This is a genomic window from Roseomonas indoligenes (genome assembly GCF_017813365.1).
Lineage (GTDB): Bacteria > Pseudomonadota > Alphaproteobacteria > Acetobacterales > Acetobacteraceae > Roseomonas > Roseomonas indoligenes.
Genome location: NZ_JAGIZA010000027.1, coordinates 21,927 through 39,633, shown reverse-complemented (window position 1 = coordinate 39,633; position 17,707 = coordinate 21,927). Strand labels below are relative to the sequence as shown.

Below are 17,707 nucleotides of genomic sequence, written 5' to 3'. Positions count from 1 at the left end.
GCCAGGGCCTGGCAGGGCAGGATCGCGCCCGTGCAGATCACCGCCCATTCCCTGTGCGACCTCGCCCAGCTGGGAGAGGAGTGGCGCGCCCTCGAGCCGGAGGCGACGGGCCTCTCCTTCTTCCAGTCCTGGAGCTGGGTGGGATGCCTGGCGGAGGAGCGCTACGACGCCCCCGTCCTGCTGCGCGCGAGCGAGGGCGGGCGGGACCTTGCCCTCGCCCTGTTCAACCGCCGCCGTGCCCGCCTCCATCTCGCGGAGAGTGGCGACCAGGCGCTGGACGCGCCCTTCATCGAGCACAACGCGCCTCTCGTGTCGGCGCGGGCGCCCGAGGGTACCGGGGCCGCCCTGCTGCGCGCCGCCTGGAAGGTCCAGGGCATCCGGCGCATCGTCCTTGGCGGCGCGGAGCCGGCGCTGGCCAGGGCGGCCGGGGGCACGGAGCTGCGCCACCTCGAACGGCCCGCTCCGCTGCTGGACCTCGGCGCCGTGCGCGCCGGCGGCGGCGACTACCTCGCCACCCGCAGCGCCAACACCCGCCAGCAGCTCCGCCGTTCCGCCCGCGCCCTTGGGCGGCGCGGCCCGCTGCGCCTGGACCGCGCGGAGGATGCCGGGGAAGCGCTGCGCTGGTTCGATCGCCTGCGCAGCCTGCACGAGGCGACGTGGAAGACCCGCGGGCAGCCCGGCGCCTTCGCCACGCCCTTCCTGCTGCGCTTCCACCGCGCCCTGATCGCCGCCGCCGCCGCCCGCGACGAGCTGGACATGCTGCGCGTGACCGCGGGCGGGGCGGAGGTGGGCTATCTTTACAACTTCCGCCTCGGCGGCCGCGTGTCCGCCTACCAGAGCGGGCTGGCGGCGGCGGAGGCCGGCTCCCCGGAGAAGCCCGGCCTGACCTGCCACGCGATGGCGGTGCAGCGCGCGCTGGAGGCGGGCGACGCGGTCTATGATTTCCTCGCCGGGGACGCGCAGTACAAGCGCAGCCTGGCGAACGGCGCCGGGACGCTCGTGTGGTCCGAGCGCGTGCCGGCCCTGTCGCCCCTCGGCCTCGCGGCCTGCCTGCGGCGGTGGCTGAAGGTCTGATCGCCCGCTCATGCGGCCTCCGTGTCCGAGACGAGGCGCGGGGTGAGGTCGCCCCAGGGGGCCGCGCGGCGCATCCGGCGCAGGGCCATGGCCGCGAAAGGGTCACGCCAGGGCCGCGGCTCCCGCACGGCCGGGGCGCACGCAATCCATTCCAGCACCAGCCGGTCGGCGTTGTGCGGCATGGCGGGGAAGCCGCCCCTGCCATCCGCCGCATAGAGAGAGTCCTTCAGCGCGGCCCATTGCAGCCGCCCGCGCCCCTGCTGAACCAGGCGGTGCCACTGCCGCCGCAGATCCCGCCAGCGCAGCGGGCTCAGCCGCGGCGCCCACCAGGTCGCGCCCTCCTCCACCAGCAGGCGCTCGTTCCGCCAGCCACCATGTGCCGCATCCAGGTCGTGCATCACCAGGGAGCCGACCAGCCCATCGCCGCGGTAGAGGCCGATCGGTAGCCTCACCCCCGCCGCCGCGATCCGGTCCAGGAACCCGCCGCGCAGCGCGAACAGCGAGCCGTGCAGCCCGGGTTCCACCCGCATCCGGCGGCGCAGGGCGTCGGCGCTGCGCCCCGTGCTCGGCACGGCCGCGGCGGCTTGCGCCGCTGGATGCGCCCGCAGCCCTGCCGCGAGGCGGTAGAGGGCGTCCGGCGCGACCTCCGCATAGGCATCCACGAAGAACCCCGTCTCCGCCCGCGGCCGCAGCGCGTGCACGAACTGGTTGAAGGCGTTGGCCTTGTCCGCCTGGGAAATGGCGAAGACCCGGCCGCGCAACCCCGCCTCCCGCAGCGCCGCGGAGGCAGCGGCGGCAGAGCCGTCGGTGGTGCCGTTCAGCAGCACCGTCACGTGCAGGTCCCGCCCCGCCCCTGCCCTTGCCAGGGCACGGATGCAGCCGGGGATGAAGGGGGCCTCGTTCCGGCCGAACACGGCCGCGCTCCACTCCGCCTCGCCCCGGTCGGCCACGTCCCGATCCGTCCGCGTCAGAGGGGCGTCGTGCTGCACCGGCATGTCCATGTCAGCTCTCCCGCACCAGCGGGGCGCGGCCGCGGAGCCCCGCGAAGCGCCCGGTAATGCGGCGCAGCAGGGCCGCCATATCCGCTTCCGCGCCCGCAGGCCGCCCCGCCGCCAGCCAGAGCAGCGCGAGCACGGCCACGAAGACCACCACCCCCAGCGCAACGCCGGTGAGGAGAAGCGAGAGCGCAGCGCCCGTCGTGGCCGGAGCAGGCGCCCAGCCCAGCCCGCCCCAGACCAGCGCGGCGGCCATGGCCGCCGTCGCGACCGCGGGCCGCCGCAGCTGGGCGAGGAAGCGCCAGGGGGTGAGGCGAAGGGTGCGCAGCGCGAAGCTGACGAGCAGAAGGTGCTCCGCCGCCACGGCCAGCCCGACCGCCAGCCCGGCGCCCTCAAGGCCGTGGGATCGGGTCAGCAGCACCAGCAGCACCACCCGCAACGCCGCCGCGGTGATCGTGACGCCGAGCAGGGTCCGCAGCGCCGTCCGCGCGCTCAGCATCGCCGCGCTGACGCCACCGAACAGCGTCAGCGTGGAGGCGACGCCGAGGATCTGAACCACCGGCACCGCCTCGATCCAGGCCGGCCCGAAGGCCAGCGCCACCACCGGCCCCGCGACGAGGGAGATACCGAAGCCCGCGGGAATGGTCAGCAGCGCCGTCAGCCCGACGATGCGGAGATAGGCATCCTCCAGCAGCACCGGGTCGCCCTGGCGCAGCGCGGCGGCGAAGCCGGGCATGCAGGCACGGCAGATCGGGTCCACCATCTCCGTCGTCGGCAGCACCGCCACTTCCGCCCCCACGGCATAGACGCCCAGCCGCGCGGGGCCGAGGACGCGGCCGATTACGAAGCTGTCCGCCCGGTCCCGAACCACAGTTGCAAGGCTGTTCGCCCAGCTCCAGCCGGAAACGCCCGCCAGTTCCCGCCAGGCCGCCAGCGAGAGGCGCGGGCGATAAGGGTGCAGAAGATGGCTCGCCACCACGAGGCCGATCCGGTTGACGAGGATGCCCAGCACCAGCGCCCAGTGGCTCGCCAGCAGCCAGGCCCCCATTACCGTCACCACGATCCCGGCCACGCGCGGCAGGAACTGGAGCTGGAACTCCTTCTCGAAGCTCAGGTGGCGGCGGAAATCCGCGATGGCGACATTCGTCAGCCCGTAGGCCGCCGCCGAGATGGAGAGAGCGAGCAGGACGGGCGCCAGCTTCGGATCGCCGAAGAACCCCGCCGCAGGCCAGGCCGCCACCGCGATCAGGACCGAGAGGAAAAGGCAGCGCAGCAGGTTCAGCGTGAAGGCCGTGTCGTAGAGCTCCGGGCGCGGATCGTGCGAGCGCACGAGCTGGTCTTCCACCCCGATCGAGACGCAGGCGTCCAGCGCCAGGGCGAAAGCCGTAGCAAGGGCGACGAGCCCGAACTCACTGGGCGGCAGCAGCCGCACCAGGATCAGCGTGCTCGCCAATCCCAGCAGCCGCGTCGTCGTGCGCCAGGCCATGACCCAGCCCGCGCCCCGTGCGGTGGCCGCGAGGATGCTGCCACGCGACGGCCCGGCATTGCCACTCATAGCGCCAGCGCCGCATCGGACACGGCGCGCTCACCCGAAGCGATGCCGGTCATAAATCCCTCCAGCACCAGCAGTTGCCAGAGAGCCTGGGCGTGGTCGAAGCGGCCACTCGCGTGCTGGTCCATCAGACGCGCCAGCGCATCGGCCTCGAACAGCCCGCCATCGAGCATCGCCGGGCCGAGCAGCCGCGCGCGTACCTCCGGCATCCGCGCGCGCAGCGCCCCGCCCATCGGCGCCGCGAAGCCCTGCTTGCGCCGGCCCTGCACCTCGTCGGGCAGCAGCCCCTGCACCGCTTCCCGCAGCACGCGCTTGCCGACCCCGCCCCGAAGTTTCACCGGGGCCGGCAGGGCCATCCCCCACTCCACCAGCGTATGGTCCAGCAGCGGCGGCCGCACCTCCAGCGAGACCGCCATGCTGGTGCGGTCCACCTTCGTCAGGATGTCGCCGGGCAGGTAGGTGTGCAGGTCCGCGTACTGGGCCTGCAGCAGCGGCTCGTCCGGATCGCACTCCTCCATCAGCGCGCCGAAGCGCGCCGCCGGGTCGTGCCCCTCCACCGCGCCCCGCATGGCAGGGGAGAACAGGCCCCGCCGGCGCTCCTGCGCGATGCGGCAGACCGTGCCGTAGTAGCCGAGCGCGCTGTCGAGGCTGATCTCCGTCAGCGTGTGCTTGGCGCGCAGCCAGCGCGGGGCCCGGTCCAGCTTGGGATAGGCGCGGGCGAGCGAGCCGATCAGGGGCCGCCGGATCCGCGCGGGAACGTGGCGCCGCACCGCCTCGGCCAGCTGGTGCCAGCGGTAGCGGCGGTAGCCCGCGAAGACCTCGTCTCCGCCATCGCCCGAGAGCGCCACGGTGACATGGCCGCGTGCCAGGCGGCACACGGCGAGCGTCGGCACGGAGGAGGCGTCGCCGAAAGGCTCCCCGAACAGGGCGGCCTGCCCCCGCGCATCCTCCAGAACGTCCCCGGAGGCGGCGCGGGCACGGTGCGTGCCGCCGAGCAGCCGGGCCAGCGACGCGGCGGCAGGCCGCTCGTCCTCCGTACCCTCGAAACCGATGGTGAAGCTGTCCAGCGGCTGCCCGGCGCGGGCCGAGGCGGCGGCCACCGCGCTCGAATCGAGGCCGCCCGAGAGGAAGCACCCCAGCGGCACGTCGGACATCAGCCGCATCCGCACGGCGTCCCCCAGGCGGGCCGCCAGCTCCTCCGCCGGCGCCCCGTGGCCCACCGAGACGGACCGGGGCGGCTGCCAGTAGCGCCGCGGCGGCGGCAGCCGGGCCTCGCCCCGCCCCAGCCGGAGGAGGTGTGCCGCGGGCAGGCGCCGGATGGCGGCATGGATCGTGTGCGGGTCCGGCACGTAGCCGAGGGCGAGGAAGTCATCGATCGCCGCCGGGTCCAGGCGACGCGACAGCGAGGGCAGCGCCAGCAGCCCCGCGATTTCGGAGGCGAAGGCGATGCTGCCGTCCGGCAGGGCCGCGTAGTGCATCGGCTTCTCGCCCAGCCGGTCCCGCGCGAGGAAGAGCTGCCCGCCATCCCGGTCCCACAGGGCAAAGGCAAACATGCCGTTCAGGCGGTCGAGGCAGCCCGCCCCCCACTGCCGCCAGCCATGGAGGATCGCCTCCGTGTCCGAACGGGTGATGAAGCGGTGGCCCAGCCCCTCCAGCTCGCGGCGCAGCTCGGCGTGGTTGTAGATCTCGCCGTTGAAGGCGATCACCAGCGCCCCGTCCGGCGTGGCCATGGGCTGCGCGCCGCCTGCCAGATCCACGATCGCGAGGCGACGATGGCCGAGCGCGACTCCCGGCTCGGCATGGAAGCCCTCGCCGTCCGGGCCGCGATGCCGGATCGCAGCCGCCATCCGCCGGACCGGCGCGAGGTCCGGGGTCCCATGATCCGGGTGGAAGATTCCGACAACACCACACATGCTCGGCGAATTCCCTTTAAGGCGACCGGCCGCTTCCCTGTCGTGCTATGGACAGGGTTCCCACTACGGCCATGGCGGAGGGCCAGCGCCCCTCGCGGCTTCCTCCCGCGCAAGGAGACATCGAATGAACCCTGGCCGCAGGAACTTTGGCCGGCATTCCGAAGAAGCCGGACCGGCGAGCGCGGACTTCGGGCGGCGGATGTCCTGGCCGGCCGCTGTCCTGCTGATCGGCGCGCTCTCGTTGCTCGGCTGGGGTCTCATCGGCCTTGCCATATGGGCGTTCTACCGTTGACGCTGCTGCGGCTCGTCGGCGCGAGCCCGGGCCGCCCCTCCCGCATCCAGGTCAGGGTGGCCTCCAGCCCGTCCCGGATCGCCATGGTCGACCCCAGGCCGAGTCGCTCCCGCGCGCGAAGGGGCAGGCCGATCGAGTGCCGCACCTCCCCCGCCCGCGCCGGCCGATGATTGATCTCGGCCCTCACGCCGCAGAGCTCCGCGACCAGGTAGGCCAGCTGCAGGACCGAGGTGCCGTTTCCCGTGCAGATGTTCAGGACGGGGGCGGCAACGTTCACCTGCCGCATCGCCGCGATCAGGGCGCGCACCACATCTTCCACGAAGATGAAGTCGCGGGTCTGCTGGCCATCCCCGAAGACGTCCAGCGCCTCCTTCCTCAACAGCCGGTCGCAGAAGATGGAGATCACCCCCGAATAGGGTGACGCCGGGTCCTGCCGCGGGCCGAAGACGTTGAAGAAGCGCAGCCCCATCGTGGGAATGCCGTGGACATGGCCCGCCACGCGCGCGTGCAGCTCGCATCCCAGCTTGTCCGCGCCATAGGCCGAGAGCGGCTGGACGGTCGAATCCTCGTGTAGCGGCAGGTTGCCGTTGGCGCCGTAGACGGCGGCGGAGGACGCGTAGACCACGGGGATGCGGGACGCGCGCGCCGCTTCCAGCAGCGCAACCGTCGCCGACAGGTTGGTGCGGTGGGTGCCGAGCCAGTCCTTTTCCCCGCGCTGGACGGAGGCGATGGCGGCGAGGTGGAAGCATCCGTCGACGCCCGCCAGCGCCTCGCGCAGCGCCATGGGCTGGCAGACATCGCCGAGCAGGAACTTGCTGCCGGGCGCAAGATTGGCCTCCGAGCCACTGGAGAGATCGTCCAGCACCCGCACGCCGTGACCTCGTGCGCGCAGCGCGGCGCAGAGGTGTGAGCCGATGAAACCGCAGCCACCGGTCACCAGGAACGTCGCCATCGCCAGCAAGCCCTTCAGCAAGACCACGGATTGGAAGCTACCCTGACAACGTTGCCACGGTAAGTATTATTATCATCTTTACACTATTTACATTTTACATTCTGATATCTCTTGGATTTTACATTCCGCGAAAAACAAATAACCAAAACTGGTGCGCGGTTTCGTTGATGAATTCGGCCGTATGCAGGAAATTGTTTCTCGCTTTGACGCCCGCGCAGGAGGACTCCTTGGACATCAGCGTCGTCGTCCCGACCTACAATCGCGCGGCGCTGCTGGCAGAGACGCTGGACGCCATCATCGCGCAAAGCCTGCGCCCCCACGAGATTATCGTGGTGGATGACGGTTCGACGGACAGCACTGCTGAAATGCTGGCTACGAAATACCGGGACCTTGTCACGACCTGTCGCATCCCGAACTCGGGCGACCTCGCGGCCCGCAACGCAGGACTCCGCATCGCAAGCGGCAACCTCGTGGCTTTCTGCGACAGCGATGACCTTTGGCGTCCCGGCTTCCTGCAGGCGATGGCCGATCTCTGGGCAGCCGAGCCCCGTACCCGCGTCGCCTATGCTGATTTTACCATTTTGCAAGACGGAAGCGACACCACAGCGCGGAAGTTCGACGCAGCTCCGCCCGGCTACTGGGACAGCCTTCGCCGCGTGACGCCGGACGGCAGCGCCGTCTTCGACTCGCCTATCGTGGACCGGCTGATCCGCTTCCAGCCCTTTTTCCCCTCCTGTCTCGTCGCGGACCGGCTCTTCCTTCTGGACATCGGCGGGTGGGACGTCTCCGTAGGGCGCATCATCGGCACGGATTTCGCGACGGCGCTTCTGTTGGCAGAGCACACACCTTTCGGCGTGGTGCCGCAGCCGCTGGTGCAAATCCGCAAGCACGCCGGGAACTACTCCGCCGACGTCCAGGCGATGAACCTCGGCGACGCGGTAATCCTGGAGCATGTGTTGCAACGCCGCCCCTCCCTCATTCCGTATGCTGCCGCCATCCGGAACAGCGCGGCGCGACGCCGCGCCGACGCCTTGCACATCGCCTTCAGCCGACAGGACCATGCCGCGGTGCGACGGATCTACACGCAACTCGCAACACCGCAGCGCGAGTGGCGGACAACGCTGAAGCTCGGCGTATCCGCGCTGCCGCAGCCGCTATCGCGATTTCTCGGCGGCACGCTCCTAGCCCTCGGATCGTGGCATGCGCGTCGTAAGCTGGGCTGAGGCCGAGGCTCTGCCTAACGTCCTGCGCTCAAATGATTTCGGGCTAGGCACAAATGTTGCCCATTTGCGCCTCGTCCAGGGAGCAACGCGATGCGAGGTTCAGCGTCGATCGTGAGGAACGCTGTAAGTAGGGTATCCTCCGTTGCGGGCTATCCCGGAGCGAGACCGATGTTTCGACTGGAACTGCTCCTGGTGATACCGATCGTCGTCGGGACAATCATCGCGTTGATGCACACCGCGGTGAACGCGGGCCTGGGAGAGACTGGTCGGGCCGCACTATCGTTTCTGAGGGGCGATGGGCTCAGCAATCCTTACATGCTCCCCACCGGACCGACGGCACACGTATCACCGATCCACACCGCCTACCTTGCCGGCATCTTCGCGCTTCTTGGTGAGAACACGGCGACGTCACGCGTGGCGCAGGGTCTGGTCTGCGTCGCGCTCTGGGTCGCTTCCACCTTTCTGTCGCTCCGCATCGCAGCTCGGCTCGGATTGGGGCAGGCCGGCCGGTGGACGATTGTCCTCCTCACCTGCGTCACGCCCTTCTATCTGACGGATTCCGTCCTCTATTACCGCCAGTGGGATCAGCCATTCGCGGCGTTCCTGCTGGTGGCCTCGCTGGCGGTCGTGTTGCGCGCCCGTGCGGAAGGAGGACGCGGGACTGTCGCGAGCGCGGCGGGGCTGGCGGGCATCGGCGGCCTCGTCTCCCCGGCGGTGCTGCCCGCCATGCTGTTAGGCTTGCTGACGCTGCTGCCATGGCGTGAGGGCCGCCGAGCCGCGACGCAGGGCCTTCTTGCTGGCGTCATCGTGGCGGCGTGCCTCGTGCCCTGGGGGATCCGGAACAGTCAGGAGCTCGGCGTTTTCACGATGACGCGCTCTAACTTCGGGCTTGAGCTGGCCGTCGGCAACAACGACCTGGCGGATGGCACCCCCATGGGGGCCGGGATTCACCCCTTTGTCACACCGGAGGCCGCGCGCCGAGCGGCGGAGGTCGGTGAGGCCGCGTACATGAGGGAGATGCGCGACCTTGCGATGAGCTGGATCAGGGAGCACCCCGGCCGGTTCGTGGAACTGAGCGCGACGCGTGCCAAGTTGCTGCTGTTCCCTCGTGAGGACATGATCGATTGGCGGCCGGTGGTGCCTATCATCGTTGCCTGGATATGGTTCACCGCCTACGGAGCCGCGAAGCTCTTAGGAACCCTACTGGTGGTCTGGCGCGGGCCACATCGCGTGTTGTGGCTGGCCTATACGGTGCTACCACTGGCCCCCTACATCCTCACGCATGTCACGACGCGCTACGGCTTCGTGGTTTTCTTCCCCACCGCCTGCCTCATCGGGGTGGCAGTGGACAACCTGGCGCGCAGGAAATGCACCAAGAGCATGCGTGGCTACTCAGGCCCACCGTCCAGCCTGCCAAAGGTGGATCAGCAAGCTGCCTGAGCTGAGGCTGCCAATGTCATGCTGGAAACGGGCCTGGCGGAACAGCTCCGAGAAGCTGCAGCGCAAGATGCCGCATCGGCTCGCCATCTGCACCTCTGGAGGGCGCCCCACGCCTTGGCGGCGAAACGCCGCCAGCTGGGCCTCGTAGCGAGCGCGGTCCGGCCCGCAGTTCGTCACTGCTTCCAGCACCGCCAGCATGCCCGCCATGTTGTTGCAGAGACGGGCGATGTCGCCGGGCTCTGCCAACAGCGTCCTTTTAAGGGGCAACTGGGCGACGATCACCGGCGTGCATCAAGCTACGGCCACCAGCCCGCGACGTGGCGAGAGGTCGTGCTACCCGGGCTGCATCAAAAAGATCAGGTGTTGCAGCCGCGCCAGCTGTGCCGCGAGGATACTCGGGGAGCTTTCGTGCGTCACGAAGCGGGCCGTGTCGGCAAAGCGCGGCCGGGGTTAACGTCGGGATGGCCGCCGACAATTACCAAAGACAGGGGTTTATCTCCCCCTTCCCCCGGCCTCCCGGGCCCCGCATCTCACGGCCCGCAGCGCGCGCCGCCGCGCCCGCGTGGAACGATGTTAAAGACCGGGTCACGGGCGAAGTCCTGCGCCCGGGTGAAGGGGGCACCGGCCCCCGCCAGCCAGGCATAGGCCTGAGCCGCCTTCTCCGATCCGAGCGCATCGGAGACGGACGCGAGGGAGGCCAGCGCGAGCTGGGCGTAGTCGCCCTCGCTCTTGCCCCAGCCAGAGCCGTTGGAAAGCCCCCTGGCGCGCATCGCCTCCCCCATCGCCGCCCAGCTCGCCAGAGCTTGGCCGGAGGAGGAGAGGTTCGCGACGAGGTAGGCCGCGCCGTCGTTCCGGGCGAAGCCGCGATCCGCCGCTCCGAAGCGCCCAACGAGAAAATTCGCCATCCAGGTCAGCACCGCGCGCGCCGCCTCGTCCCCTCGCCGCGCAGTGATCGCGGCGGTGAAAGCGAAGTAGTCCTGCTGCCAGGGCGGCAGCACGCCGGAGGCGCCGTACTCGCCGGGAATCCAGCCATGCGCCTCGCCCTGTGCGGCCGTCCAGGCCGGAATCTGCGCCCGGATCCAGGCCCAGTTGCCGGCAGCGGCGCTGCGCAGCCAGGGCCTGTTGGGATCGGCGTCCGGGCTGGCCCAGGACGCGTTCTCCAGCTGCCGCAGAGACCAGGCGGCACCGCGAACCTGGTTGCCGCGCACCACGTTCACTCCCTCGCCCGGCCCCGCGGCACCCGGGGCCCCGCGCGCCGCCGGCGCGGGCCATTGCGAGACGACGCACCACGAGGCCTGGGCCTGAAGATTGTCCAGCAGCGCCCGCCGCCCGGTCAGCAGGAAGGGCACGAAGTTCAAATCCGGCTGGTGCGCGCAGTCGACCTTCCAGCCCGTGTCGCCCGCCACAGGCTGCATCAGCCCGCCCGGCGCGGGGCCGCCCCGCCCGTCGCTCCACAGCCGCGGCCAGCGGCGGGTGTCGATCCAGCCGCCGTTGCCGGCGCCGCCGGAAGGATCCCAGTAGTGCCAGGGGATGGCGCCCGCCGCCTCGGCCTGCCCCAGGGAGTAGGCGGCCGCGCGAGGATCGCCGGTCATCAGCCAGACGGCCTGTGGCATGGTGGCGGGGCCGATGTCGGCTCGCCCTCCGGTCTGCCCCATGTCCTGCGTGATCCCCCGTGGGGCCAGGGGCACCGCCCAGCCCGGCGCCGCCACGGACTGCGCCATCCGGGCCAGCACCCCTTCATCCACACCGGTCGCGAGGTCGTAGCGCGCGACGGCGGCGGCATCGGCGAGGTAGGCGGCATCGTGCCGAACCCAGGGCGCCGTGCCGGACCGCACCGCCCCCACCAGCCGCCCCCAGGCCGTGTATTGGGACTGCTTGGGGATCGTGGTCTCCAGCGCTGTCCGCCCGTCCAGCACGAGTTGCGCGGCGTAGGCTGCCTCGCCACCATTCGGGCGCATCGCCACGTCGTTGCGGAACCAAGCCTCCACCCAGAGCGAGCCATCCGCCCGCAGCGCCACGTCCGCGACCAGCCGCAGGGAGGCGACACCGCCGGCCGCCGCCGGAGACACGGCGGCCGAGACGCGCGCCGCCACGGCCAGCGGCCCGGCCTGCCAGGGCGCCTCCGCCAGCGCAGCGCGGAAGGCGGGCAGCAGGTCCATCCTCCATTCCGCCCCGCCGGGGCTCCTCACCGTGACAATGGCCTGCCGTCCGGCCAGTGCCGCCGCGGTGTCCAGCGCCGGCCCGGGCGCGGCCGCCGTTGCCGAGAGCACCACCCCTTGCCGGCTGCCGCGTGCCAGGGCCGGGCAGGCCAGCGCAATCACCGCCCAACGGGCCGAGCCATCGGGATGGCGGGTCTTCACGTCCACCTGCACCGGCACGGGCCGCCCATCCGACAGCCGCGCGCTCAGCGCAGCACGGCCCGCGCCGGCATCCGGCACGTCGCCGGGGCGGAAAGCCTGGCCGAATACGGCAACGCTGCCGGCCGACCCGCCCGTCCCCTCCAGCACCAGCCCCACCACGTCGCCTCGCTGGGAGGGACAGGCGGGCGCTACGGCGCGCACCTGCGCCACAGCCCCCGCGGGTGCCGCGCAAACCGCCGCCGCGGCCAGAAGATCCCGTCGCCGCATCATGCCCTCGCCCTCGCCCCGACTGCTCCGGACGTCCCCGCTCTCGCCGCCAGGACGCGCCGGAACACCGCCATCTGCCCGGCGCTCGTTTCCTCCCACCCGAACCCCTCCGCATAGGCGCGGGTGGCGGCCCTGTCCGGCGGGGCGGCCAGCAGGCGCTGCACCCCGGCCGCCACCGCCTCGGGCGTCGTCTCCTCCATCACCAGCCCCGCGGCGGGGGAACGCACCGCCTCGCGGCTCCCCCAGGCCGGGCTCGCCACCACCGGCGTGCCGCAGGCCATGGACTCCAGCAGCACGTTGGCCCAGCCCTCGCGGCTGGAGGCGAGCACCATCGCGTCCGCCGCGCCGTACCACTGCGGCAGGTACGCATGCGGCTGGGCGCCGACGAGCCGCACCCGATCCTCCACCCCCAGGCGCCGCGCGAGGGCGAGCAGCGCCCCCCGCTCCGGCCCCTCGCCGAGGATCAGCAGGCGGTGGCCGGGCAGCATCGGCAGGGCCGCGACGACGTGATGGTGCCCCTTGCGCTCGATGAGGTGGCCGACGGAGATCAGCACGGGCTCCGGGCCCATCCCCAAGGCCGCGCGCGCCGCCTGACGCGGGACCGGGGGCATGAAGAGATCCAGGTCCACGCCGTTGCGCAGGACGGTGACCTTCTCCGCCGGCGCGCCGAGCGCCAGCAGGCCGTCCCGCAGCCCCCCACTGACCGCGATCAGCGCGTCCGCCCCCTTGATGGCCCGCTGGATAGCGCGCCGGGGCAGGCGGTAATTCGGGAGCTGGCTGACATCCGAACCCCGCGCCGTGATCACGACGGGCTTGCCGAATTCCTGCCCGAGCCAGATCGCGGCCACGCCGTCGGGGTAGAGATAATGCGCGTCCAGCAGGTCGAAGTCGAAGCCCTGCTCCAGCATGCGCGCCAGCGCCGCGCGGGCGGTGGCGTAGAGGCTGGTGGGCGCCGTCAGCATCCCTAGCCCTGGCGGGGCGACGAAGCGGGGATGGTGCACCCGCAACCCGTGCCGGATCACCTCCGCCTGGCCTGCACCGCCGCCACGGAAGGGGAACCAGGGCACCGGCGCCAGCACGGTGCTCTGTGCCTCACCGCCCCCGACGAGATGGCGAAGGCGGTTCTCGACGAAGACGCCATGATTGGGGCGCCCCGGGCTTGGGTAGAGGCTGCTGAAGGTCAGCAGCCGGACCGGGCCTTCCACGCGGCGCGGCGGCGCTTCGGGGAGGGTGAGGCCTTCGTGCGCCGCGCTCATGGCCGTCCCTCCCTGAAGTGGCCGGGGCCGCCGGCTCCTCCCGCATGTCGAAAGGAGACCAGGCAGGATGATCGGGATCCCGCACCGCCCACCAGCATAGCCACGCGACGCCCGCGAGCATCGCCAGGAAGTAGAGACTGTCCATGCCCGTGCTCCTTCAGGAGTTGGGTCATGCGCGGACCCTTCCAGCAAAGCCCGGCAGGGCAGGCGTGGCGCGCCAGCCCCGCGCCGCGCCGCGCATCCTCTCCGCGACCGTGCTCTCGGCCAGCGCTCTGCAAGCGAGCGCGTGGGTCGCCCCCACGGCGACCAGCAGCGTCCAGTAGAAATCCCAGTAGGAGAGCGAGAGGAAGGTGCCGCTGACGAGGTAGGCGACGATCGAGACCTGCGCCATGCGCCCGAAGTCGCTCGCCCAGGCCAGGTCCGGGCGGTTGCGCCCCATGCCGCCGAGCCGCCACGCGTAGAACAGCCCGGAGAGCGTCAGCCCCACCCAGATGAAGAAGGTCGGAAAGCCGTTCTCGCCCAGCAGCTCGAACCAGATGCTGTGCACGGCGCGCGCCGGCCCGCCCGGTGCAACCGTGTCCACCACCGCGCGGGTGTAGGGGCCGGTGAGGCCTGACCCTACCAAGGGGCGGCTGAGCGCGAGGCGAAAAGAGATGTCCCACAACACCAGCCGCTCTGAGGCCGAGCCATCCTCCTGATAGGTGGAGATGCTGTTCATCCGCTCCGACCAGGCACCCGGCATGAAGGCGATGGCACCCGCAACGCAGCCTGCAAGGACCGCTCCGGACACGAACTTACTTTTGCTGCGGAACCACATCATCGCCGCCGCCGCCAGCAGGCCAAGCAGCGCGCCGCGCGAGTAGCTCCCGACGGTGGCCAGAAGCGTCAGCGCCATCGCCGCGGCCAGCCCAATGCGCACGATCCGGTGCGCCGAGTGCATCCGCAGCCAGTTCATCAGCGGCAGCGTCACCAGCATGGCCGCAGCCAGGTGATTGTTGTCGGTGATCATCGTCTGCGCCGGGCCCCAGACCCGGTAGTTGCCGCCGTTGACGATGGAGAAGATCCCGCCGCGCACGCCGTAGTAGCCGAGCGAGATCACCATCACCCAGACCAGCGCGTGCACCCGCCGCCGATCCGTCAGCATGGAAGCGGTGACGAGCAGGACCAGGAGCACCTTCATGATCTGCTCCCACTTCGTCCAGACCGCGGTGGGATCGCCGAGCGCCACGGTGGAGGTAAGGGTGAAGCACGCCATCAGCCCCAGAAGCGCAATCGTCACCGCGTTCCACACCGGCCGCCGCATCTCACCTGCCGCGACGCAGCCGATCAGGGTCGCCGCGAAGATCGCCATCGCCCATGGCAGCTCGGAAGCGGGGCCCCAGACCAGCCGGTGCGGGTTCATGAAGGAGATCCAGGACCAGAGCAGGATCCCCGCGAAAGGCCGCGCGACGACCAGCGCCAGCAGCGCCACCAGCGTCGCGGCGAAGAGGAGATCGCGCATCCCCGGCCCTCAGCGGCGCGCGCGAAGGTCGGCGAGAAGGCGATCCGCCTCCGCCTTGTCGGGGAAGGCGGGCGCGCCCTCCATGGCGGGGGCGAGAACCGCCAGCGCCTCCTCCCGCCCGCCCGTCGCGCGGAGCGCATAGGCCAGGCGATAGGCGGAGGCGGGATCCGGGCGGTCCCCCGTGCGCGCCATGGCGGATTGCCGGAGCAGCGGCACCGCACGCTCCGCCTGCCCGCCGCGCGCCATGATCCAGCCCAGCGTATCGGCCGTGTCGGGGTTGGGCGTCAGGAAGTAGGCCCGCCCCGCCAGGGCCAGCGCCCGGGACTGGGCCGCCGCGTCCCCGTTGCGCTGCCCCAGCAGCCAGGCAAGGTTGTTGAGCGAGACGGGATCCTCTGGGCGCCGGGCCACCACCCCCTCCAGGCGCTTCTCGGCGTCGGCGTTGCGCCCGGCGTCGATCTCGAACTGCGAGAGCAGGAGCTGGGCGCCATCATCGTCCGGATGGGCCGCCAGCCAGGTGCGCAGGGCCGTTGCCGCCCCCGCCACGTCGCCCGAGGCGCGGAGCGCCGCGGCCTGCCGCAGCGCCAGCAAGCCCGAGGGGGCCCGTACCAGCGCCTCCCCATAGGCTGCCGCCGCTTCTTTCGGCTTCTGCGCTGTGGTCAACACGTCGCCACGCAGCGCGAGGCTGGCCGGCTGCGTGCCGGGCTGCGCGGCGATGCGGTCGGCCGTGGCCAGCGCCGCGTCCAGGCCGCGTGCCTGCAGCACCAGGGCGGCGAGAGTCTGCTGCAGCGCCGCCTCGGCCGGTTGCGCCCGCAGCCCCTGCTCGATCAGCGTCTCCGCCCCGCGCGTGTCGCCGGAGCGGACGAGCAGCCCCGCCAACTGCCGGCGCGCCGGCACGGAATTCGCGTCCTGGGCCAGGGCCAGGCGGCTTTGCGCCTCCGCCTCCGCCCACTCGCCCGCCGCGGCATGGGCCTCGGCGCGGGCCAGCAGCAGCGTGACGCTCCCCTGACCCTGGACCTGCCCTTGCAGCGGCGCCGCGGCCAGAAGCCGCGCGGCTCCGGCGGCGTCGCCCGCGCGCATCATCATGTTGGCCCGGGTCAGGGCCAGGGTCTGCACGCCGGGCGCGGCCTCCTGCGCAGCGGCCAGCACGGCCCGCGCCTGCTCGGCCCGCGGCGATCCCGGCAACGCGGCGGCGGCGAGCTGTCCGATCGCCTCGACATTGGCCGGGTCCGCCCGCAGCACCTCGCCGAGCAGGCGCTCCACCTCCTCCGGGCGGTTCTCGATCCGCGCCACGCGCGCCAGCCCGATCCGGGCAGCCGCCGAACCCGGGTAATCGCGCAGCACGGTGGCGAAGGCCGCCTTGGCCGGCTGCAACTCGAACCGCGCGAGGTGGAGCGTGCCCTGGAGCACCCCCGCCACCTCGCTGCGCCGGGCAGCCGGGTCCAGCCGCGCCAGTTCCGCTTCCACGCCCGGCAGGTCGCCGCGCTGCAGGGCCGTGAAGGCGAGCATCTCCCGCACGCCGGGCCGGTTGGGATCGCGCTGCAGCGCCCCCTCCGCCGCGGCGGCCGTGCCGGCTGTGTCGCCCGCGGCCATGCGGGCCGCGGCCAGGCGGCCGAGCACGCCGGCATCGCCCGGTGCCAGCTCAGCGGCGCGCGTCAGGGCGGTCACCGCCTCCTGCGTGCGCCCCGCGCGGCTGTACAGGCGCCCGAGCAGATCCATCGACTCCGCATCCGCCCCTCCGCGCTCCGCAAGGCGGGAGAGGATCGCCATGGCCTCCTCGGGGCGATTCGCATCGATCTCGATACCGGCGACGAAGCGCGCGCCCCGCGGATCCTCGGGGTGCCGCGCCAGGTGGCGGCGCGCGGCGTCCTCGGCTTGCGCCGTCTGCCCCAGCCCGCGCTTGGCGAAGGCCAGCAGAAGGAAGCCGTCCGGGAAGTTGCCGAGCACGGCACCGATGGGCTGCAGCGCCGTGTCCACGCCCGCCCAGTCCTGCGTGCGGGCCAGCAGCACGGCCCGCAGGTAGAGGCCGGGCGGGCTGTTCGGCATCACTGCCAGAACCGCGTCCAGGTCCTCCTTCGTCCGCGCCAGATCGTTCAGCTGCAGCAGCACCTCAGCCCGCCGCAGCCGCGCCACCACGTTGCTCGGGGCCGCCGCCAGCGCGCCGCTGAAGCTCTCCAGCGCCGGCCGCAGCTCGCGCCGCTCAAACTGCAGGGAGCCCTTGCGGAGAAGCCCCTCCAGGGATGCGGGATCGCGCGCCAGCACGCGGTCCACCGCCGCCTCCGCGCCAGCGCGGTCGCCGGTCGCCATCGCGAGCGCGGCGGCAGCAAGCTGCACCTCCTCCGCTTCCGGCGCCAGGCGCAGCGCCGCCTCGGTCGCCTCGCGCGCCGGCTCCGCCTGATTGGTGCCCAGCAGCGCGAAGGCGCGGCCCGCCGCGACCTGCCCCGCCACGGCCGGGTTGGCCGGAGCCGGGCCGGGCGCGGGGAAGTCGCGCAGCAGCTCGTCGAAGCGCCCGGTCGCGAGATAGGTGCGCATCAGCAGCGCGGTGCCGCGCACGGGATCGTAACCGCGATCCAGGGCGGCCCGCGCCTCCCGCTCCGCCACCTCGCCATCCCCCAACTCCAGGCTGGTCAGGGCAAGCGAGACCCGCGCGGCGGCCGATCCCGGGTCGTCCCGCACCGCGTTCCGCCACTCCAACTGCGCCGCCCGCAGATCGCCGCGCGCCGCGGCCTCGCGCGCCCGTTCCGGAGCCGCCGCGTTTGCGGGCAGCGCGGCCCCGGCCCCGCTGAGCAGCATGGCGCCGGCCAGGATTGCGCCCCGCGCGCGTCGCCAGCCACCCCCGGCCGCGAGGGTTGACGCGACAGGGGTGGAAATCGGGCGTGACATCG

12 protein-coding genes are annotated in these 17,707 nt (G+C 72.1%); 3 read left to right on the top strand and 9 right to left on the bottom strand.

The window, feature by feature from the left end; genetic code table 11:
- Positions 1 to 30: 30 nt before the first annotated feature.
- On the top strand, positions 31 to 1,074 hold the full coding sequence (locus tag J5Y10_RS28840; protein ID WP_209376903.1) for a GNAT family N-acetyltransferase: 1,044 nt from the start codon (positions 31 to 33) through the stop codon (positions 1,072 to 1,074).
- An 8-nt stretch (positions 1,075 to 1,082) separates the two neighbouring features.
- Here J5Y10_RS28840 and J5Y10_RS25235 read toward each other — a convergent pair whose 3' ends face one another.
- The 4 genes from J5Y10_RS25235 to J5Y10_RS25220 form a co-directional block, all read right to left on the bottom strand.
- Entirely contained in the window at positions 1,083 to 2,075 is a 993-nt protein-coding gene (locus J5Y10_RS25235; RefSeq protein ID WP_209376902.1) for a glycosyltransferase, read from the bottom strand.
- 1 nt (position 2,076) lies between these two features.
- Positions 2,077 to 3,624 carry an oligosaccharide flippase family protein gene (locus tag J5Y10_RS25230; protein ID WP_209376901.1) on the bottom strand — a complete coding sequence of 516 codons (1,548 nt, stop codon included), beginning with the start codon at positions 3,622 to 3,624 and terminating at the stop codon, positions 2,077 to 2,079.
- A complete protein-coding gene (gene asnB / locus J5Y10_RS25225) occupies positions 3,621 to 5,534 on the bottom strand; it encodes an asparagine synthase (glutamine-hydrolyzing) (RefSeq protein ID WP_209376900.1) in 1,914 nt (637 codons plus the stop codon). The genes J5Y10_RS25230 and asnB overlap by 4 nt, the downstream gene beginning before the upstream one ends.
- Before the next feature lie 257 nt (positions 5,535 to 5,791).
- On the bottom strand, positions 5,792 to 6,778 hold the full coding sequence (locus J5Y10_RS25220) for an NAD-dependent epimerase/dehydratase family protein (RefSeq protein WP_209376899.1): 987 nt from the start codon (positions 6,776 to 6,778) through the stop codon (positions 5,792 to 5,794).
- Between the two features lie 227 nt (positions 6,779 to 7,005).
- On the opposite strand from J5Y10_RS25220, the gene J5Y10_RS25215 reads away from it, so the two are divergent.
- Both J5Y10_RS25215 and J5Y10_RS25210 read left to right on the top strand, forming a co-directional pair.
- Positions 7,006 to 8,001, top strand: a complete 996-nt coding sequence (locus J5Y10_RS25215; RefSeq protein ID WP_209376898.1) for a glycosyltransferase family 2 protein — start codon at positions 7,006 to 7,008, stop codon at positions 7,999 to 8,001.
- Positions 8,002 to 8,169: 168 nt separating this feature from the next.
- Complete coding sequence (locus J5Y10_RS25210; RefSeq protein ID WP_209376897.1) at positions 8,170 to 9,441, top strand: hypothetical protein; 1,272 nt, start codon at positions 8,170 to 8,172, stop codon at positions 9,439 to 9,441.
- Here J5Y10_RS25210 and J5Y10_RS25205 read toward each other — a convergent pair.
- The 5 genes from J5Y10_RS25205 to prsT all read right to left on the bottom strand — a co-directional run bounded on the left by J5Y10_RS25205 (position 9,394) and on the right by prsT (position 17,705).
- Positions 9,394 to 9,723: a hypothetical protein gene (locus tag J5Y10_RS25205; RefSeq protein WP_209376896.1), complete on the bottom strand. Its 330-nt coding sequence runs from the start codon at positions 9,721 to 9,723 to the stop codon at positions 9,394 to 9,396. The two genes, J5Y10_RS25210 and J5Y10_RS25205, sit on opposite strands and share 48 nt — an antisense overlap.
- A 248-nt stretch (positions 9,724 to 9,971) precedes the next feature.
- Positions 9,972 to 12,071: a hypothetical protein gene (locus J5Y10_RS25200; protein ID WP_209376895.1), complete on the bottom strand. Its 2,100-nt coding sequence runs from the start codon at positions 12,069 to 12,071 to the stop codon at positions 9,972 to 9,974.
- On the bottom strand, positions 12,068 to 13,324 hold the full coding sequence (locus J5Y10_RS25195) for a glycosyltransferase family 4 protein (RefSeq protein WP_209376894.1): 1,257 nt from the start codon (positions 13,322 to 13,324) through the stop codon (positions 12,068 to 12,070). The genes J5Y10_RS25200 and J5Y10_RS25195 overlap by 4 nt, the downstream gene beginning before the upstream one ends.
- A 169-nt stretch (positions 13,325 to 13,493) precedes the next feature.
- Positions 13,494 to 14,825 carry a putative O-glycosylation ligase, exosortase A system-associated gene (locus tag J5Y10_RS25190; RefSeq protein WP_209376893.1) on the bottom strand — a complete coding sequence of 444 codons (1,332 nt, stop codon included), beginning with the start codon at positions 14,823 to 14,825 and terminating at the stop codon, positions 13,494 to 13,496.
- 9 nt (positions 14,826 to 14,834) lie between these two features.
- Complete coding sequence (gene prsT, locus J5Y10_RS25185) at positions 14,835 to 17,705, bottom strand: XrtA/PEP-CTERM system TPR-repeat protein PrsT (protein ID WP_209376892.1); 2,871 nt, start codon at positions 17,703 to 17,705, stop codon at positions 14,835 to 14,837.
- Positions 17,706 to 17,707 lie beyond the last annotated feature (2 nt).

What these genes read in the sequence shown, in the direction of transcription:
- J5Y10_RS25235 (WP_209376902.1), bottom strand. Translation starts at nt 2,075, where the DNA reads ATGGACATGCCGGTGCAGCACGACGCCCCTCTGACGCGGACGGATCGG.
- J5Y10_RS25230 (WP_209376901.1), bottom strand. Translation starts at nt 3,624, where the DNA reads ATGAGTGGCAATGCCGGGCCGTCGCGTGGCAGCATCCTCGCGGCCACC.
- asnB (WP_209376900.1), bottom strand. Translation starts at nt 5,534, where the DNA reads ATGTGTGGTGTTGTCGGAATCTTCCACCCGGATCATGGGACCCCGGAC.
- J5Y10_RS25220 (WP_209376899.1), bottom strand. Translation starts at nt 6,778, where the DNA reads ATGGCGACGTTCCTGGTGACCGGTGGCTGCGGTTTCATCGGCTCACAC.
- J5Y10_RS25210 (WP_209376897.1), top strand. Translation starts at nt 8,170, where the DNA reads ATGTTTCGACTGGAACTGCTCCTGGTGATACCGATCGTCGTCGGGACA.
- J5Y10_RS25200 (WP_209376895.1), bottom strand. Translation starts at nt 12,071, where the DNA reads ATGATGCGGCGACGGGATCTTCTGGCCGCGGCGGCGGTTTGCGCGGCA.
- J5Y10_RS25195 (WP_209376894.1), bottom strand. Translation starts at nt 13,324, where the DNA reads ATGAGCGCGGCGCACGAAGGCCTCACCCTCCCCGAAGCGCCGCCGCGC.
- J5Y10_RS25190 (WP_209376893.1), bottom strand. Translation starts at nt 14,825, where the DNA reads ATGCGCGATCTCCTCTTCGCCGCGACGCTGGTGGCGCTGCTGGCGCTG.
- prsT (WP_209376892.1), bottom strand. Translation starts at nt 17,705, where the DNA reads ATGTCACGCCCGATTTCCACCCCTGTCGCGTCAACCCTCGCGGCCGGG.